22 protein-coding genes are annotated in these 18,499 nt (G+C 41.9%); all 22 read right to left on the minus strand.

Going from position 1 to position 18,499, the window contains the following annotated elements:
• Nucleotides 1-15: 15 nt before the first annotated feature.
• The 22 genes from plsY to DXB43_RS02960 all read right to left on the minus strand — a co-directional run bounded on the left by plsY (nucleotide 16) and on the right by DXB43_RS02960 (nucleotide 18,496).
• A complete protein-coding gene (plsY, locus tag DXB43_RS02855) occupies nucleotides 16-672 on the minus strand; it encodes a glycerol-3-phosphate 1-O-acyltransferase PlsY (protein WP_022242468.1) in 657 nt (218 codons plus the stop codon).
• A 4-nt stretch (nucleotides 673-676) separates the two neighbouring features.
• Nucleotides 677-1,999 (minus strand): ribosome biogenesis GTPase Der, encoded by a 1,323-nt coding sequence (gene der / locus DXB43_RS02860; RefSeq protein WP_117698186.1) that lies wholly within the window; start codon nucleotides 1,997-1,999, stop codon nucleotides 677-679.
• Nucleotides 1,992-3,320, minus strand: a complete 1,329-nt coding sequence (locus DXB43_RS02865) for a DUF512 domain-containing protein (protein ID WP_022242466.1) — start codon at nucleotides 3,318-3,320, stop codon at nucleotides 1,992-1,994. The genes der and DXB43_RS02865 overlap by 8 nt, the downstream gene beginning before the upstream one ends.
• A gap of 89 nt (nucleotides 3,321-3,409) precedes the next feature.
• Nucleotides 3,410-5,323, minus strand: a complete 1,914-nt coding sequence (locus DXB43_RS02870) for an ABC transporter permease (RefSeq protein WP_117946674.1) — start codon at nucleotides 5,321-5,323, stop codon at nucleotides 3,410-3,412.
• Nucleotides 5,298-6,197 carry an ABC transporter ATP-binding protein gene (locus DXB43_RS02875; protein WP_117946676.1) on the minus strand — a complete coding sequence of 300 codons (900 nt, stop codon included), beginning with the start codon at nucleotides 6,195-6,197 and terminating at the stop codon, nucleotides 5,298-5,300. The genes DXB43_RS02870 and DXB43_RS02875 overlap by 26 nt, the downstream gene beginning before the upstream one ends.
• Nucleotides 6,181-6,567, minus strand: coding sequence for a GntR family transcriptional regulator (locus tag DXB43_RS02880; protein WP_117840827.1), 387 nt, complete (start codon nucleotides 6,565-6,567; stop codon nucleotides 6,181-6,183). Before DXB43_RS02880 ends, DXB43_RS02875 begins: the two co-directional genes overlap by 17 nt.
• Before the next feature lie 251 nt (nucleotides 6,568-6,818).
• Nucleotides 6,819-7,400 (minus strand): methyl-accepting chemotaxis protein, encoded by a 582-nt coding sequence (locus DXB43_RS15625; RefSeq protein ID WP_117840826.1) that lies wholly within the window; start codon nucleotides 7,398-7,400, stop codon nucleotides 6,819-6,821.
• An 85-nt stretch (nucleotides 7,401-7,485) separates the two neighbouring features.
• Entirely contained in the window at nucleotides 7,486-8,346 is an 861-nt protein-coding gene (pgeF, locus tag DXB43_RS02890; protein ID WP_117698191.1) for a peptidoglycan editing factor PgeF, read from the minus strand.
• A 114-nt stretch (nucleotides 8,347-8,460) separates the two neighbouring features.
• The gene (locus DXB43_RS02895) at nucleotides 8,461-8,820 is read right to left on the minus strand and encodes a YraN family protein (RefSeq protein ID WP_022242460.1); all 360 of its coding nucleotides are present in this window, start codon (nucleotides 8,818-8,820) and stop codon (nucleotides 8,461-8,463) included.
• Between the two features lie 68 nt (nucleotides 8,821-8,888).
• The gene (locus DXB43_RS02900) at nucleotides 8,889-9,215 is read right to left on the minus strand and encodes an EscU/YscU/HrcU family type III secretion system export apparatus switch protein (RefSeq protein WP_117946678.1); all 327 of its coding nucleotides are present in this window, start codon (nucleotides 9,213-9,215) and stop codon (nucleotides 8,889-8,891) included.
• A 3-nt stretch (nucleotides 9,216-9,218) separates the two neighbouring features.
• On the minus strand, nucleotides 9,219-10,931 hold the full coding sequence (fliK, locus tag DXB43_RS02905) for a flagellar hook-length control protein FliK (protein WP_158567186.1): 1,713 nt from the start codon (nucleotides 10,929-10,931) through the stop codon (nucleotides 9,219-9,221).
• A 38-nt stretch (nucleotides 10,932-10,969) separates the two neighbouring features.
• Nucleotides 10,970-11,740: a ribonuclease HII gene (locus DXB43_RS02910; protein WP_117946682.1), complete on the minus strand. Its 771-nt coding sequence runs from the start codon at nucleotides 11,738-11,740 to the stop codon at nucleotides 10,970-10,972.
• Nucleotides 11,741-11,775: 35 nt separating this feature from the next.
• Complete coding sequence (gene lepB, locus DXB43_RS02915) at nucleotides 11,776-12,339, minus strand: signal peptidase I (RefSeq protein ID WP_022242456.1); 564 nt, start codon at nucleotides 12,337-12,339, stop codon at nucleotides 11,776-11,778.
• Between the two features lie 48 nt (nucleotides 12,340-12,387).
• The gene (ylqF, locus tag DXB43_RS02920; protein WP_117840819.1) at nucleotides 12,388-13,239 is read right to left on the minus strand and encodes a ribosome biogenesis GTPase YlqF; all 852 of its coding nucleotides are present in this window, start codon (nucleotides 13,237-13,239) and stop codon (nucleotides 12,388-12,390) included.
• 30 nt (nucleotides 13,240-13,269) lie between these two features.
• Nucleotides 13,270-13,857, minus strand: a complete 588-nt coding sequence (gene lepB, locus DXB43_RS02925) for a signal peptidase I (RefSeq protein ID WP_197420859.1) — start codon at nucleotides 13,855-13,857, stop codon at nucleotides 13,270-13,272.
• Nucleotides 13,858-14,082: 225 nt separating this feature from the next.
• Nucleotides 14,083-14,436 (minus strand): 50S ribosomal protein L19, encoded by a 354-nt coding sequence (gene rplS / locus DXB43_RS02930; RefSeq protein ID WP_022242453.1) that lies wholly within the window; start codon nucleotides 14,434-14,436, stop codon nucleotides 14,083-14,085.
• Between the two features lie 115 nt (nucleotides 14,437-14,551).
• Entirely contained in the window at nucleotides 14,552-15,607 is a 1,056-nt protein-coding gene (locus DXB43_RS02935; RefSeq protein WP_022242452.1) for a type IV pilus twitching motility protein PilT, read from the minus strand.
• 19 nt (nucleotides 15,608-15,626) lie between these two features.
• Nucleotides 15,627-16,118: a hypothetical protein gene (locus DXB43_RS02940; RefSeq protein ID WP_117946684.1), complete on the minus strand. Its 492-nt coding sequence runs from the start codon at nucleotides 16,116-16,118 to the stop codon at nucleotides 15,627-15,629.
• Complete coding sequence (locus DXB43_RS02945; RefSeq protein ID WP_117698197.1) at nucleotides 16,111-16,566, minus strand: hypothetical protein; 456 nt, start codon at nucleotides 16,564-16,566, stop codon at nucleotides 16,111-16,113. Before DXB43_RS02945 ends, DXB43_RS02940 begins: the two co-directional genes overlap by 8 nt.
• 10 nt (nucleotides 16,567-16,576) lie before the next feature.
• A complete protein-coding gene (locus DXB43_RS02950; protein WP_158552059.1) occupies nucleotides 16,577-17,065 on the minus strand; it encodes a DUF4860 domain-containing protein in 489 nt (162 codons plus the stop codon).
• Between the two features lie 17 nt (nucleotides 17,066-17,082).
• Entirely contained in the window at nucleotides 17,083-17,430 is a 348-nt protein-coding gene (locus DXB43_RS02955) for a hypothetical protein (RefSeq protein WP_117840813.1), read from the minus strand.
• Nucleotides 17,431-17,443: 13 nt separating this feature from the next.
• Nucleotides 17,444-18,496, minus strand: coding sequence for a type II secretion system F family protein (locus DXB43_RS02960; RefSeq protein WP_117946686.1), 1,053 nt, complete (start codon nucleotides 18,494-18,496; stop codon nucleotides 17,444-17,446).
• Between the last annotated feature and the right edge of the window lie 3 nt (nucleotides 18,497-18,499).

Here is an 18,499-nt window from a genome sequence, read left to right on the forward strand (position 1 = left end):
TTGTTTTTTCCTTTCCTATGCTTCCTGTTTCTTTGAATGGAAACTAAATTTGTTCTCGGTTCCCTTAAGAAGTCTTCCGATGTTGGCATGATGTAAAATGATTGCCAGTCCCGCCACAAAACCGAATACAATATACACCTCTGTCAGATACTGCTCCGGTACGGAAAGCAGTCCCATCTGGCCAAATACGATAATCTGTATTTCAAGACTGATTACACCAAGTATGGAACCTAAGGAAACATACCGTGTGATTGCTACCACAAGAATAAAAATTCCAAGACTGATTGGCACTGCCAGCGGACAGAAGCCAATCAGAAGTCCACCGGTACAGGCAATTCCCTTTCCGCCTTTAAATTTCATATAAGCCGGAAAATCATGACCTAAGATGCAGCCCACACCAGCATAAAGCTCTAAGACCTTCACACTGTCCGGATAACGGTTCCGGAAAATGAGCCATACAATGACCATTGCCATAAATACCTTGCACACATCACCAATCAAGGTAAGAATGCCTGCCTTCACGCCGAGGTTACGCATGGTGTTGGTAGTTCCTACATTTCCACTGCCCACCTTACGTAAATCCACATTTTCTTTCTTTCCATATAAGAAGCCGGATAAAAACATACCGCATAAATATCCGATTCCTACTGATATTACACGTCCGAATAACATTTTATTAATCTTCCTTTCTTTCCCTTATAATGAATTTCAGGGAAGTACCCTTAAAGCCAAATGCTTCCCGAATCTTATTTTCCAGATATCTTGTATAGGAAAAATGCATCAGGTTCTTGTCATTTACAAAGATAACAAAAGTTGGCGGTTTTACCGCTGCCTGTGTAATATAATATAATTTTAAGCGTTTTCCCTTATCCGTTGGTGGCTGCTGCATGGCAACTGCCTCTGCCATAATCTCATTTAATACACCGGTTGCCACACGCATGCTGTTATTTTCAAGCACTACATCAATGGTCTCAAAAATCCTGCCGGTACGCTGTCCGGTCTTGGCTGAAATAAATAAAATCTCTGCATATGGCATGAAGCTTAAAATCTGACGGATTTTCTCTGTATGCTTGTAAATGGTCTTATCATCCTTTTCAATGGCATCCCATTTATTCACTGCAATGATAATTCCTTTGCCTCTTTCATGGGCAATTCCAGCAATCTTGGCATCCTGCTCCGTTACGCCTTCTGTAGCATCAATTACAATAATGACCACATCTGCACGTTCCACTGCTGTTACTGCCCGGATGATACTGTAACGCTCTAATTCTTCTTTAATCTTATTCTTTCTCCGGAGTCCTGCCGTATCAATAAATACATATTCTCTGCCATTATATTTTATATCGGTATCAATGGCATCTCTTGTAGTTCCGGCAATATCAGAAACAATCACACGGTTTTCACCGGTCAGCTTGTTAATCAGTGATGACTTACCTACGTTCGGCTTACCTACAATGGCAATGCGCGGTCTGTCATCTTCTGCTTCTTCTAACATTTCCTGGGTAAAATGCTTTGCCACTTCATCTAACAAATCACCGATTCCAAGTCTGGATGCTGCAGATACCGGAACCGGGTCACCAATTCCAAGATTATAAAATTCATAAACATCCGGCATATATTTCTTAAAATCATCTACTTTATTTACTGCAAGAATAACCGGCTTCTTGGAACGGCGCAGCATATCCGCTACTTTCTGGTCTGCATCTACAAGCCCCTGTCTTACATCCGTAATAAAAATAATGACATCTGCGGTATCAATGGCTATCTGTGCCTGCTCCCGCATCTGGGATAAAATAATATCTCCGCTGTCCGGCTCAATACCGCCGGTATCAATTAAGGTAAAGTTATAGTCAAGCCAGGATACTTCGGCATATATACGGTCACGGGTTACCCCCGGTGTATCCTGTACGATAGAAATTCTTTCACCTGCCAACACGTTAAAAAGTGTTGATTTTCCTACGTTTGGTCTGCCTACAATAGCTACTACTGGTTTACTCATTCTGTCTCCTTCCAAGGACTGCATTCAGCAAATCCTGCCCGCTTGATTTTACAATATCTGCCTGTACTTGTAAAGTTCTTTTCAGCTCCGTCAATGTGATGTCATCTAAGAAAACATCCTCTCCCATACGCAATACATTGCATGGCAGCAGTATCTCATCTCCCAAATCTTCGTCCTTAAGCTGTGCGATAATATCCTGTCCGGTCAGAAGTCCTGCAACGGTAATCCGTTCTCCGAAGAAATCGTTTCGGATCACACGGACCCGTATCTTTACATTCGGAAACTTCTCCTTCATTTCTCCTGTCAGTTCCTCCAAAATCGGTCCTGCCAGCTTTCCGGTTACCAGCGTAACTGTCCTTTTCAGATTGGCATCACCTTTTTCTGCTGCAAGTGCCTCCCGGAATTCATCCCGCAGCAGTGTAATCATTCCCACACCATTTTCCAGCTGGATATACCCATCATAGTTTTCTGCAGACGGAAGAGGCTGCTCTGCCAGAAGATACCACTCGTCTCCTCCATGCACAAAGTGTGTACCGAAATGCTCCATGCAATAATCCTGCCAGCGGTGAATCTGCTCTAAGACTTTTCCTGCATCCTCTTTTTCAAAAGCTTCCAAAGGATATAAGCCCTCCCGGTATTTTGTCAGGCCGACCGGTACAATAGAAAGGCTCTGCATATTTGGAATGTATTCTGTCAGATCACGGATGGTCCGCTCTAACTCTTCGCCATCATTGACGCCCTTGCAGAGTACAACCTGTCCATTCATTTCAATTCCGGCATCTGATAAGCGTTTGATTTTCTTTAAGGCTTCTCCAGCGAAACGGTTGTGCAACATGGTACAGCGAAGCTTCGGATTCGTGGTATGCACCGACACATTAATCGGTCCAAGATTGTAGTATATGATACGTTCAATATCCTTATCCTTCATATTGGTCAGCGTTACATAATTCCCCTGTAAGAAGGAAAGTCTGGAATCATCATCTTTAAAATAAAGTGTCTCACGCATGCCCGGCGGCATCTGATCAATAAAACAGAACATACACTTATTGGAACAGGATTTGTAATCGTCCATCAGCCCATTTTCAAATTCGATTCCAAGGTCTTCATCATAATCTTTTTCAATTTCCAGTTCCCACTCTTCGCCATTATTCTTTCTTACTACCACCAAAAGATACTCGTCCTCTGTCAGGAACTGGTAGTCAAATACATCTTCTATTTCTTTGCCATTAATGGAAATCAGCTCATCTCCCGGCTCCAGCTCAAGCTCCATGGCAATGCTGTCCGGTTTTACTCCACTGATGACATGTTTCTTTGTATGCATAAATTATTTTCTCAATCTTTCTATATTATAATACCTCTCTAGTTTACAATAAAAAGGGCAGAATAACAACAGTTATTCCACCCTTCCACTTATTCCTGCTCCATACTCATGCTTCTGTCTTCCATTTCCTGTAATGTCATCAGTTCATCCTCTGACTCAATGATATGTAACTCCAGCAGTTTGTTAATCGTGTATACACAACGATCATTCAAATTCAAATTGAAATAATAATCTTTACTGTTTTCCATTCCCCACATCCGTTGTTCTCTCCTGGTAAGCTGGATTCCCTGACTGTTATAGACATGCAGATACAGTCCATTGATATACGTATGTTTATAGTAGTTATCATTTACTGTATTCAGATAAATATGTCCTGCCCGGATGTCCTTAAGATAAGCATCATATATTTCCTGTGCCCGCTCATCAGGTATATTAATGCTGCCATATTCTAAATTCTGGTCATAGGTATCAAACTCCATTGAAATAATATGATTATTCGGATCATCATAATTCACCATCAGATTCCCCTTGAGATAATTCTCTGGATCCATAGACATAGCATAAATTCTTGAAACAACCGAATCTGCATTTTCATAATAATTTTTAGCAGCCGGTACATCATAGCTTCTTACCATAACGCTTCCGTCCGCAAGCTGATAATCAATCTCCACCCACTGCAATGCCTTATCTAAATCAGACGAGCCCTGATATGCCTGAAATTCCTTCTTTGAATCAATAATCTGCTGATGAATACTCATAATTTCATCAATTCCGCTTTCTGAATTTTCTTCTATATCAAAATAGCAGTTAATATTTGCTGCGACAATTTCCTTCTTATCCGGGATTTTATTTTCCAGTCCGAAAGCATTCCATTTGATGCAAAAAAGAAATACGACTGAAATTCCTAACATGACGCCGCATTCTAATAATCTCTTTTTGGTCACTACACGCAGCTTCTTCGTCAAAATCATTTCCGCAATGAAAAATGCCAGAAAACCTGCAATCAATGTTGTAAATAAAACCATCAGGAAATTGCCCAGTGATGTATGTACCAGCACGCCAAACAGTCCGCTCAGCAGAATTGCAGTAAGAAAAGCCACACAAAAAGCCATTCCCCAGCGGAACACCGGGCGGGTTGCCGGAATTGTAAGCACATCTCCCGTGGTTTCCAGTTTACGTTTCTGATAAAGCATGCAGGATATTACTATCAGCACCACACCCACCAGCACATAGATCCCTACAACCGAAAGGCCAAACATATGGTATTCTATCCTGTCCTCTAAATAGTCATACTCTACTCCCACCTTATTTGAAAGATATATCACCGGTGATAAAATACTATTCATACGGTCAGCATAAGAATTCGCCATACCATAGCCAATTGTACTAATCATACATGTAATCACATAGCGGCATCCTATATATAATACGTTCAGAATAATCGTGAATACCGGCATTGCCAATAACTGACCGGTAAACATGCCAACGAAAATTGCCATACTGTAGAAGAAAAAGCCCTCTCCCGTCAACATCAGTGCCCACGCCAGCAGATACTGCAGACTTGTAATTCCCTGCATAATGCAGCATACTGTTCCAATAATAAACGCCAATAGTACAGGAACCACAATCATGCAGAATCCTGACAGGAAATTACTGATAAAAAGTTCTGTTCTTTTCAATGGCAGTGAATGAAACAGATGTGAGCTTCTGTTATTATAAAGATAATAAAATACTGCCATTGCTACAATAATTCCAATTGCCAGACTAAGGAGTGCAATAAGCGCACCGCTTCCATCTGAAAACAGAATCTGCATAAAATTATTCATTTTTATTTCTTTAATTTCCTGTGCTGAATAACCTTCATAAGAAATCCCGGAATTCACTAACAGCCGCAGAGGAACCATACATAGCAGCAATATCGTATAAATCAGCCAGACAGGCCAGAAATGCGTAATATTTTTCCAAAATACCGTCTTATTAAAGTAAGATGTCTTTGACCGCATAATCCGCACCTCCTAATTCGTAAATAAAAATTTCTTCCAATGTCAGAGGCAGCACATCAATCAGCATCGGCGAAGTCTGTTCTAACCGCAGCTTTGCCTCTTTGGGATTGCCTTTTACAATCATGGTATATACCCTTCCTGTACTGGACATATGTAACACTTCAAAATCAGCCGGAAGCTTCGGCATTCTTTCCTGATATGCCACCTGAATCTTACAGACACTTCCCTGTAGTTCGCTTAAGGAACGTTCCAGCATTACTTTTCCATGATGCATAATGCCCACATGGTCACAGACATCCTCCAGCTCTCTTAAGTTATGGGAAGATACTAACACCGTAGTTCCATGTTCTGCCACATCAGACATGATAATGCTCCAGATCTGCCTTCTCATTACCGGGTCTAGTCCATCTACCGGCTCATCTAAAATCATAAGCTCCGGTCTGCAGCTGATTGCCAGCCAGAAAGCCGCCTGCTTCTGCATTCCCTTTGACATTCTCCGAATGGTCATCTTCGGATCAATGTTGGAAAATGCATCCCGGATCCGGAAAAACAAATCTTCATCAAAAGTCTTATAGATTCCCTTATAAAAGCGTTTCATTTCCATGACATCTGCCTGCTGGAAATAGAAAAGATCATCCGGAATATATGCAAATCTGGCCTTTGCCTGAGGATTCTCATACACCGGCATCCCGGCTATTTCTATGTTGCCGGCATCCGGCTTATAGATTCCGGTAATATGTCTTATTATCGTAGATTTCCCGGCTCCGTTTGGTCCTACCAGTCCATAAATTGCCCCATCCTTTACATGCAGGTTTACACCGTCTAACGCCCGGAAATCTCCAAATGTCTTCACTACATTATTTACCCGTATCATGAATATATTCTCCTCCTTCCAGTTCCGTTATCCGATGTTTTAACTGCTCCGGCTCTACTGCCAGATACAGTAATTCTGATACGATTTCATCAAAATGTCCTTTTAATTCCACAGTTCTTGCATCCTTTACATGCTTCTGGGCAGCCACAAATGTGCCTTTCCCGGAAATGGTATAGACATATCCTTCTTTCTCCAGATCCCGGTATGCCCGCTGGATGGTATTCGGATTAATTGCCAGTGTTGCTGCCAGTTCACGCACAGATGGCAGTTTTTCATCCGCTGTCAATGCATTGGAAATCACAAGATGACGCATTCCATCTTTAATCTGTTCGTAAATAGGCTTTGCATCCCTGTAATTAAGCTGTATCACTTCGCTTCCTCCTTTTGGAATATCGTAGGTGTATTATCCGTATTACTTCAATTGATACGCACACTATAACATCCCAGCAGATGAGACACAAGAAAAATATCTGTATGATTTTATTAATAATTCCTTAATGCTGTTCGCGGAGCGTTTTTTACTTTACAGGAAAGCAATTTCCTGTAAAGCAAAAAAAACGAAACCAGTTTACACTGATTCCGTCTCTTTACACTACTCTATCTTCCTTTCATCAGGAAATATTATTCACATTTCTCTATTGCTGCAATTACTTCATTTAACTTCTGTAATTCATCTTTGATTTCGCGGTTGTTATTACCAAAGTCTGTAGCCAGTGCAGATACATTGGTTGCAACAATTGCGAATCCTTTTCCAGCCTCTCCTGCACGGGCAGCCTCAATAGAAGCGTTTAATGCAAGAATCTTCTGGTTCTTTTCAATCTTGTCCAGCTGTTTGGTAATATCATTAATCTTCTGGATGTATTCTGAAGTCTTCTGTACGTTCTCATGAATATCAGAATTCTTCTTCTCTTCATCCATTCTCTTCTCTTCAGATGCTGCAAGCTGTGTCAGAACGATAGTCAGAGCTGCTATCTTAGATTTAGCTTCGTTTTCATCCTCTGCGTCTTCCTTCTTCGCATAAGAAAGATATCCAGCAATTTCAATTCCGGCTTTGATCACATCTCTGTATTCAGATGCTTCACCTTCCCCGATTGCTACACTTCCATCAGAATCCAGAAGTAATGGTTTTACTCCTGTTACGTTTTCCCATTGTGCAAAAAGTACCTCTATATCTTCTGCATTAAATATCTCATTCAACTGCATATTTCTGTCCTCCTAAATTATTTATCCTAATTATATCACATGTTTGCTTTGTGAACAAAAAAATTTTTCATTTTTTGACATTTTTCTATTTAATGCACAAAAATGCCCCAAGATTTCCTCTTCTTCCATGACTTGCTCTGTGCGAAAATAACAGTTCACTGTTACAGCAGGTACACACATTCGGCAAGATTAGTTTTTCCGGCAGGATTCCCGCATCTAAAAGCACTCTTTCATTGGCTTTCCAGAGATTTAACTGATACTTTCCATTTTCTTTCCGGTACATAATTTCACTGCCATGACCGGAAAACTCCTGCTCAAATTCCAGTGCCACATCTTCACTTACTTCATAACAGTCCTGGCAGATAGATGGGCCTATCGCACACCATACATCCTCCGGTACTGTTCCATATGCTTCTGCCATTGCTTTCAGCGTGGCTCTTCCCATTCTGTTAACCGTGCCCCTCCAGCCGGAATGGCTCAGTCCGATTGCCTTATGCTTTGTATCCACAAAGTAAAGCGGCACACAGTCTGCATAAAAGGTTGCAAGCATCAGCCCCGGCACATCGGTAATCAATCCATCCACATCATGATACGGCCGTTCCTTTGTCAGTCCGCTTCCTGCATCCTCTGCTGTTACTTTTCTTACATTGGTGGTATGGGTCTGGTCAGAGCAGACAATCTGCCCTGCCGGAACTTCCATTGCCTCAGCTACCCTGCGGAAATTTTCCTTTACTGCCTCTATGTCATCTCCACGGTTAAAGCTTAAATCCAGCGAAGAAAATTCATTCTTACTTACTCCACCCATTCTTGTGGTAAAGCAGTGTTTTACCATATCAAGTGCCTGCAACTGTGGATACTGCAGTAACACTAATTCTTTTTTCCCCGCATGGGAAAATACGGACGGTATCATGGTTCGTCCATCCTCTTTTATCTGAAATTCTGTCATTTTTCTTTTCCTGTTCTTATTTTTCCAGTTCCAACTCCATGCTGTAACGGATTCCATGCTGTAACTGGTTCAATTCTCCAGCATTCTTTTTCCTGTATCAAGTCTCATCTGTCACTAATAAGGCTCTATATAGGGGAAAGCATCCTTCAGCCACTGTATGTCCTCTCCTAATATTGCAATCACATCAAACCTGCAGGGCAGTCCCATCATATGTTTACACATCAGGTAATAATCTGCCACTCTTGATATTTTCCTTTGTTTGCGGTAATCTACCGCTTCCTGTGGAAGTCCCTTTCCGGTATCACTGCGGTATTTTACTTCTGCAAAAACAAGATATTTTCCATCTCTTGCAATCATATCAATTTCTCCGAACCTGCAGCGGTAATTCATCTCACAGATGCTGCAGCCGGATGCCTTTAAATACTCTGCCGCCTTTTTTTCATACTCACTGCCCATGCTGCGTTTATTTTCCATCTCTGCTCCCCTTTCTGTTATTCCTACTATTTGGATTTCCACTATCCCGTTTGCCGTTACAGCTATTTTTATTCCAATTTACTGCGCAGCTTATCCATATCATCGACAAAGACAAGTATCTCTGCCACTACTTCATATAATTCCGGCGGAATCATATCTCCAATTTCAAGCCTGGATAAGGTATTTGCCAGCTGATTATCCTGATACAGCGGAACGTCTTCCTCTTTGGCTTTCTCAATAATTTTATCCGCAAGATACCCCTTGCCGGTTGCCAGTATCTTTGGTGCCCTCTCTCCCGGCTCATATGCGATAGCAACTGCTGTTTTTTCTTTTGTTTTCTCTTCTCCGGCATTTTTCCCATCAAAGTCTGCCGGATGCCAGATTCCATTTTTCATAAATTACGCCCTCATATCAAAGGAATACCGATGCAGGATTCCGGCTGACGGATGCTCCTGCTGCATAAAATCTTCAACCAGATTTTTCTTTCCGGACTGGTTCTCCACCTGTACCGCACAGGAATATCCTTTCTCCTGCAGCCGCTGCATCAGCTCAGCCATATGTTCTTCGATTAAATCATAGGATTTCTCATCCTCCAGATAAAAATTCGTATGCACCTTTCTATCCTTCATCCGCACAGACACATCCGTTGCACCAAGGTTATCCATATCAAGATGTAAAAAAGCACTCAGTTCGCCATCCGGTCTGTCCACACCACTCTTATTAGTATAGACAAATAAATCTCCGTGGGCATTCTGATTTGACATCCGAAGGGGAATCTGCACATAATGATAGGCATTATTAATCTGATTCATAAATTCAATATTCCCCTGCAGATTACTTACTGCTTTCGCAAGGGAAGTATTGCTCTGACCGGATTCCTGCACCAGCTCCTGCATCTTCTGCATCTGATTTTCCATTTTCTCATAAAGATGCTTAACAGCATCCCCTTTGATTTCTTCCGGTTTTAGTGTCCACTGCTGTTTTACCTCATATTCCAGCACTTTCTGATACTCTTTACCGGAAAACAGTTTCTTTGCAGAACCTCCGGTTAAACCCATTATCTCATCCAGTGCCTGATGCAGTTCTTTTAGAAATGCACCTGTAGAAAGATTTCCGTTTAAAGTCCCCTCTGCGGTAAATAATTTACTGCCTGCAAGCTGTGGAAATTCTTTCAGAAGATTTGAGAAATCCTTCATCTGCCCCTCTGTAAACAATGCACCGACACTGCCCCTGGCATAATACTGCACGCCATCTAATGTTTCTTCTATGGTTCCTGCTATCGTTTCAGCTTCTGCTAATTCCGTTCCTGTGATTTCTGTGGCAGCAAATTCTGATGCTCCATCCAGTATGGCTCCTTCCTGAAGTTCCACCGGACTCCAGCTGCCTTTCTGTACTCCCTCTTTTACAATTACAGACATATCCAAAGAACCATCCTGCTTCAACACCTGATAGATTCGGCTTCCCAGTTCCAATGCCTCTGTCTCGGAAAGGTTTTCGTTCTGATATAATTTTCCGATGCTTTCCAAGACATCATCAAACTGTGAAGTGATTGCCGCCTGATCAGATTTATAATTTTCAAACTGCCGGATAAATTCTTCTGACATCGGAATGTCAAGCTTATGCATCAATACCAGTGACTTAATATCCGCATCCGGATATGCAGAAATACTGCGTGCCATATCCATCAGGCTTTCCCTGCCAATGGACATCTGCTCTTCCATCATGGAATTGACCATATCTATCATTCTTGGTTCTGCCGGAATGCCTGCTGCATCCAGTGCCTTTAACAACGTCGGATTATTGAGATTTCCATTGGTGTAAGGTCGAATTTCAACGGTAGTTCCATCATTGGATTTCACCTGGAAAAACATCGCCTGACCAACGGCTAACTGTACGCCTGCTGCTATTCTCGCCTGAACAGTCTGACCATTTGCCAGTCCAAGCGTAACCGTTCCGTTTTTGATATCATTTACGGTTCCTTCAAATACATTTCCTACCGTCATTTCCCGTACGGCTGATACCAGCTGCTGAACCCCTTGCTGCGGGGCTGTTGCTGTAGCTCCGGTAGCCGAACTTCTGTTGTATTGTGCTAACATGTCTGAAATCTGCATATCAATCACTCCACTCTGCATCGCCAATTTCTTTGGAATTATTCACTGTAAAAATTCTTAATAAAGGTTCTCCGGTGAATTGGTGTTGGTCCATATTCTTTGATTGCTGCAATATGGGCTGCGGAGCCATAACCCTTGTTATCCGCAAATCCATATTCCGGCATAATTTTCGCATATTCTTCCATCATGCGATCCCTTGTTACCTTTGCAATGATACTGGCTGCTCCAATGGAAATGCTCTTTGCATCTCCTTTGATAATCGGAACCTGACGGATATCTACTCCCGGTATTGTCACCGCATCATTTAATAATATATCGGGTTTTACTTTCAAATTCGTTATAGCCTGCCGCATAGCTTCATAAGTAGCCTGCAAAATATTAATTTCATCAATCCGCCCCGGACCTGCCATTCCAATTCCTGTTGCCACTGCCTTCTCCATAATTTCATCATAGAGTTTTTCACGCATGGATGCACTGAGTTTCTTGGAATCATTGATATATAAAATGTCACAATCCTTTGGCAGAATCACAGCTCCTGCCACAACCGGCCCCGCCAGCGGACCTCTTCCCACTTCATCTATACCGCAGATATAACCGGCATCCGCATATTCTTTTTCATACTTTTTCAGATTTTCAATCCGGGCATACTCTGCCTCAAGCTTCTGTATCCGCTTTCCTGCTTTTTCCACAAGGCTCTTTACGCCGCTTCGTTCATCTTTTTCATATCTTGCTATAAAATCAGGCAGCATACTGTCTTCTGCTGCCTGTAACTCTTCTTTGATTGCTCCGATTTTCTTCTCTTCTGCCATAATCACTTTACCCTCTAACTGCTCTTCCGATTTTATTACTGGTGCCGGATAAATCCAATTTTATCAAATGGATAGATTCTAAGCCATGCTTTTCCTATGATATCCGCCCGCTTGATATTTCCAACATCCGGGAACCTGCTGTCCTTGCTGTAATTGCGGTTATCTCCCATCACAAAATATTCATCCTCACCTAATGTAATCGGGTCTGATGCAAGTCCCGGGTCTTTAATAACCTCTCTTCCATAAGATTCCACCAGTTCTTCTCCGTTAATCAATATCTCTCCCTTATCGGTAATCTGTACCGTTTCTCCCGGCATTCCGATAATCCGTTTGATAAAATAAGTGTCTTCCTTATACTGATACGGAAATACAATAATATCAAAACGTTCCGGTTCATGAAACCGATAGGATATCTTATCTACAATCAGATTATCTCCATTGGTAAGGGTATTTTCCATGGACGAACCATCCACTCTGGTCCGCTGTCCAACATAACGTATCATCAAAAATGTCAGTACCACAATCACAATGAGATATAGTATGAAACTGACACTTTCCCTTACCGCCTTCCCTCTTTTGCCGCGTTCTTCTTCCTTCATATCTCGGTCTTGCTCCAACTCTTTTTGATTCCTATTCTTATTTTTATCTTATGCTTCCACTTCCGGTTTTTCAAGTGAAATTTTACCGAGCTTTCCAGTACGGAATTCATCCAGCACCAGTGCAGCGGCTTTGGCATAATCTACTTCATTTCCTTTTTTGATACAGCCACGGTTTAAGGCAATTTTCTCCAACATCTCTGCCGGTGTTCCCTCTTCTTCCATTCCATATCTTTCCTTTAATACACCCGGATACTCTTCCCGCAGAATCTGAATCAGTTCCAGTGAAAGTTCATCAATATTTAAAATATCATCTTTGATAGAACCTATCAGTGCCAGTCTTAACCCAACGCTCTGGTCTTCAAACTTTGGCCATAAAATACCCGGTGTATCCAAAAGTTCTACATTCTTATTCAGACGAATCCACTGCTTGCCCTTGGTTACACCCGGCTTATTTCCGGTCTTGGCGCAGGCTTTTCCTGCAAAAGTATTGATAAAGGTGGATTTTCCCACATTCGGGATTCCCACTACCATAGCCCGCACCGGACGGTTCTTGATTCCTCTTCGTAAATCACGCTCCGTCTTTTCCTTGCAGGCTTCTGCTATAATTGCAGACACCTGCTTCATGCTTCCTTTATTTCTGGCATCCATGCGTACTACATAATAGCCCTTTTTCTTAAAAAACTCTGTCCAGCCTTCATTTTTTCTTTCATCTGCAAGGTCAGATTTGTTCAACAAAATCAGACGGGCTTTTCCTTTTCCCAGGGTATCTATATCCGGATTTCTGCTGCTCACCGGAATTCTTGCATCCACCAGCTCTATTACTAAATCTACCAGTTTTATATCTTCCTGCATCTGACGTTTTGCTTTCGTCATATGTCCCGGATACCATTGAAACTGCATCTTATTTTCCTCTCTTCCCTTACTGTTCTTCTATTTGATAAAACCGATTTTCCGGAGCGGAGAAATCCGGAACCATGCTTTTCCTATAATATATTCCCGTTTTACATTTCCAATATTGGCATAACGGCTGTCCTCACTACTGTTGCGGTTATCTCCCAATACAAAATACTCATCTTCCCCTACCGTAATCTCTTCGGATGCCAGTCCTGCATCTTCAATGGCAGCTGTATCTACTTTTTCATCAAACAGCTCTCCATTTACATAGACTGCTCCATTCTTTATCTGTATCTTATCTCCCGGCACCCCAATGACACGCTTTACATAATAATGCGACTTTTCATTTCCATTTGGAAGAAATACAATAACATCATTTGCTTTTGGTTTCTTCAGTTTATAAACAAAACGATTAACCAGAATCTCTTCTCCGTTCTCTATCGTAGGGTTCATGGACTGTCCTACCACAGTGGTCCGAAGTCCGATAAAATATACAAATACAAATGAAATCACCAGGACAATTGCAATCTCAATTACCCAGGTGCCGATTTCCTTCAGCAGTGGTACATTTATTTTCTTTCTGCGTCTGCCAAAATTCAGACCACGAACGCTTCCTCTACGCATAATCTTATGTTCTCCTTCTTACCTGAATATCATTCGATATATCTGCAGAAACTGCCACCGGCAGCTTCTTACGAATACGTGGTAACTACAAGAAACACGCTTTGCGAGTTTCTCGAGTTATCGCGGTGCTCGCCAAATCTGCATGCAAGCATGCGATTTCTCTCGCTACTCGCGTAAATACAACAAGAGGGACGATACACATTGGCACGTCCCTCTGACAGATTCTTATTTTACTAACTCTTTTACTTTTGCTTTCTTACCGATACGACCTCTTAAGTAATTCAGCTTAGCTCTTCTTACTTTACCAGCTCTTACTACTTCAACCTTCTCTACGTTAGGAGAATGTAATGGCCAGGTCTTCTCTACGCCAACACCATTAGAGAATTTACGAACGGTAAATGTCTCACGGTTGCTTCCGCCCTGTTTCTTTAATACAACACCTTCGAAAACCTGAATTCTTTCACGGTTTCCTTCTTTAATTTTCGCATAAACCTTAACGGTATCTCCTACACGAAACTCTGGTGCATCTGCCTTTAACTGCTCTGCTTCAATGTTCTTAATAATTTCACTTGCGTTCATTTTGTGACCTCCTGTATATTTTGATGTTCTTAATGCATTCATTTGCAACAGAGGACCATCGCCTATTCACAACTGTTGTATTGTATCATGTTCTCTATGCCTCGTCAAGCTATTTTTATAAGCGTTTCTGTAACATTTCCGGATTGGATGCATAAACCAGTGCTGTCTCTTTTGTAATCTTTCCTTCCTGATACAATTTCAAAAGACTGCTGTCCATAGATATCATATCTTCCCGGTTCGAGGAATATACAACGCCGTCAATCTGTGGCACTTTATTCTCACGAATCATATTGCGGATTGCCGGTGTCACAGTCATAATTTCAAATGCCGGGATTACATTGCCATTCACATCCGGCACAAGCTGCTGGGAAACAATCGCCTGCAGCACCATGGAAAGCTGTACTGCAATCTGCCGCTGCTGATTTGCCGGGAACACATCAATGATACGGTCAATGGTATTAGCCGCTCCTATGGTATGTAAGGTGGATATAATAAGATGTCCTGTCTCTGCCGCTGTCATGGCAACACCAATCGTCTCGTAATCACGCATTTCTCCAAGAAGAATCACATCCGGACTCTGCCGCAGGGATGCACGTAATGCCGTTACATAATTTTCAGTATCTACATTTATCTCACGCTGGCTGATAATTCCATGCTGATGGCTGTGCAGATATTCAATCGGATCCTCTAACGTAATAATATGCTTGGCACACCGGCGGTTCAGTGCATCTACCATGCAGGCTAACGTGGTAGACTTACCACTTCCTGCCGGTCCTGTTACTAATACCATTCCCTTTGGCTGCAGACCAAGGTCAATGATATTCTGTGGAATTCCAATGTCCTCCGGCTTCGGCAAATCAAAGGTAATCACACGAACCACTGCTGATAAAGCACCTCTTTGTTTATAAGCACTGACACGGAATCTTGACAGTCCCTGCACCGCAAAAGAGAAATCATCATCCCCATGCTTTAACAACCGGTCAATATCACGATGGTCCGCAAGTTCATATATCTGCTCTAAATAATTTTCTGTCTCAGGAGGCATCAACCGCTCCCCCTCTTCTTTTATAATTACATTATTCGAACGATATGATATCGGAAGTCCGGCTATAATAAATATATCTGATGCGTGTTCCTCTACTGCTTTTCGTAATACTTCTTTTACATCCATAATTTTCCCACCAATCTCTTTATTTCTGCTGCTCCATCAACGGAAGTCTGGTTTCCTCCTGTCTTACATCAGTAGCAGTTTCTTTCCATTCTAATATGCTCCATTCCAGCATTTTTCCTGTCTCTCTATCCGTCTCTTCCGTAATTGAAAGCTTTACACGTAACTCCTGGGTGTCCGTCTCCGGCACACAAAAGCTTATGGTATCAGCTGCATCCTTCACCTCCGGCAATCCGGAAATTTCCTGCAGTGCCATTTCTTTATTTTCGGATTCTTCCAGAATAGCATCTATCTCTGCTAAGACATCATTTGCCTTGTTACATGCTTCATAATAGGCACTCATCTTATCTGCCGCCCGTTTACTGTATTTATAATCCCGCAGGGACGAAGATAATGACAACACTGCGAATAATAAAAAAGTCAGAATCAATACTACCACTAACAAAAAAGAGTATCCAAAAGGACTGGCTATACGCGGTCTGCGTTTTTCTTCGTATAATGCACTCTTACTCATCTTCTGCCGCCTCTCTCTGACTGATTACTCTCTTTAGTTCCACTTCATAAATAATCTTATCTTTCTCCCCGTCCTTCTGCTTTACTGCAAAATGACCGACCATCCGCTGCTTCGCTTCACCCAGTGTAATCCACAGGGTATATTCCGCATCTTTCGTCTTACAGTTCTCCCAGTCAGCAGCAAAGGATACCAAAAATGTATTATCCTCTTTCTCATAATAAGAATACTCTTCCTTCAGATAATCTTCCATATCTGTTCCGGAGCGGAATACTTCTGCTGCCGCTGCAGCCTTATGTACTGCCATATTCATATTTCCTGCATCTTCACTGATGCAATGGGATTTTACAAATAGCTGCAATCCCACCGCTGCAGCAATACAGAAAAATAAAATCGATATCATAAGTTCCAGTAAAAATACCCCGGAACGTCTTGCCTGCCCTTCTATCATATGCCTTCCTCTATTCCTGCCTTCTGCCGACAACAGCCACCACAGTATCCATTTTTCTCCCATCTTCCGACGTACAGGAAAAATGCAATAATCCATTTTCCAAAGCTTCCATCTTAAAATCTTCAACCGGAATGACTGCCTTTCCATCCGCTGTACTTACAGCAGTTCCGGACCGGACAAAAAGCTCTTTCAACATGCCATCCTCTTCAAAAATATAGGTGCAATATTCTTCTCCATCATAATCCTGACGGATGATAAGACTGTCTGTTCCATCTACCGAACCAATAGTAACTGTCCCATTATCATTCTGATGAATCTTCTCCGTAAGATAAGACAATACTGTTCTGCTTTCATAATTTTCATCTGCCATAGTCGTCGTATCCTGATAAATATCTGCTGCCAGGATAAGCACCAGAAGTCCGCAGATTGCCAGCAGCCCAAACAATGCCCATGGAAATAATATATCAATTGTATGTTTTCTGGCGGTACTCTCTGCCATATTCATCCCTCTTCACTCTAATTCTTGCGCTCAATTACTGTCACATCCGGCATAATGTTTGCTCCAAGCAGCTGGTAGTCCACAAAAAACTGCTCCTTATCATAGGAAAAACCATACTGTTCTTCCAGATACGAAAGACTGTCCGGGTAATGTCCTTCCAGCACATAACACTGCACGATTTCCCTCTGCAGAGCCTCTTCTAAAGAACGTTTTTCCTCCTCTTTACTATCCGCCATCAATCGGTTCAATCCATGGCAGGTCAATAAAATAATACAACAGGAAATGGCCACCGTAAATAATATCTTTGCCCAGACAGAATGCCTTTTTTCATGAAAAAAAAGCCTCTTTCGACGAAATCCTTCCATATGCATCTCCTTCTTACAGTCCTGCCATAATTCCCATCAACGGAAGAATCACGGATAACAGTATCATTCCGACAATAACAGACAAAATAATTACAAGTGTCGGTTCTAATATCGCAATATAAGAAGACATTCTCTGATCAATTTCTCTTTCATACTGTCTTGCTATCGTCTCTAATGTTTCATCGGTCTCTCCGGTTTTTCCGGAAATCACCAGCATCCTCTCATACAAGCCCTCAAATATTCCGGCACCGCCTACTGCTGCTGCAAAATCCTCGCCCTCTTCCATTTTCTGGCTGCATTTCTTAATCTTCTTTGAAAAATTCTTATCTGCAATCAATTCGTCTGCAAATTCCAGTCCCTTTTGCGGATTTTGTCCACTCTTTAAAGTCAGATACAGGCTGTCTGCGAAACGGCATGCTGCGATTTTATCGTATAAACCATGAAACAAGTGCATTTTTCTGCTAAAACCGGCAAACGCTCTTCGTCCTCTGCTGCTCTTTACAAAATAAACAAATACTCCAACGATTACCGTCGCTATTGCAATGAATACAATTGCATAATTCGAAATTGTTTTTCCCAATGCCAGCATACCACCGGAAAATCCGGTCATCTGTCTGCCTAACTGGTGAAATACCTGTTCAAATACCGGCATTACTTTTGTCAAAAGTATCACAATTACAGCTATCATCATAGCAACCATAATCAAAGGATATGTAAGTGCACTTTTAATACTCTTCTCTATCTCATCCTCACGCTCGTAATGGTGAGTCAGCCCATTCATAACATCATCCAATGTACCTGTTTCTTCTCCTATCTTAACCATCTGAAGAAGATAATCCGGAAATACACCGGTCTTTTCCAGTGCCGGATATAACAGTCCTGTATTTATCATTTCATCATACATTACCTGAAGTATTGCCTTTTCCTGCACATCCTTTGCATCTTCCAGTAATAATGACACCCCCTCAACTGCCGGAAAGCCTGCATGCAGAACCATTGTCATCTGGCTGCAAAAAGATGCACATTCAAGATTTGACAGCTTTTGCTGTTTTTTACTTTTTCCCATACT

This window comes from Roseburia sp. OM04-10BH (assembly GCF_003462605.1).
In the GTDB taxonomy this organism is placed as follows: Bacteria; Bacillota; Clostridia; order Lachnospirales; family Lachnospiraceae; genus Roseburia_C; species Roseburia_C amylophila.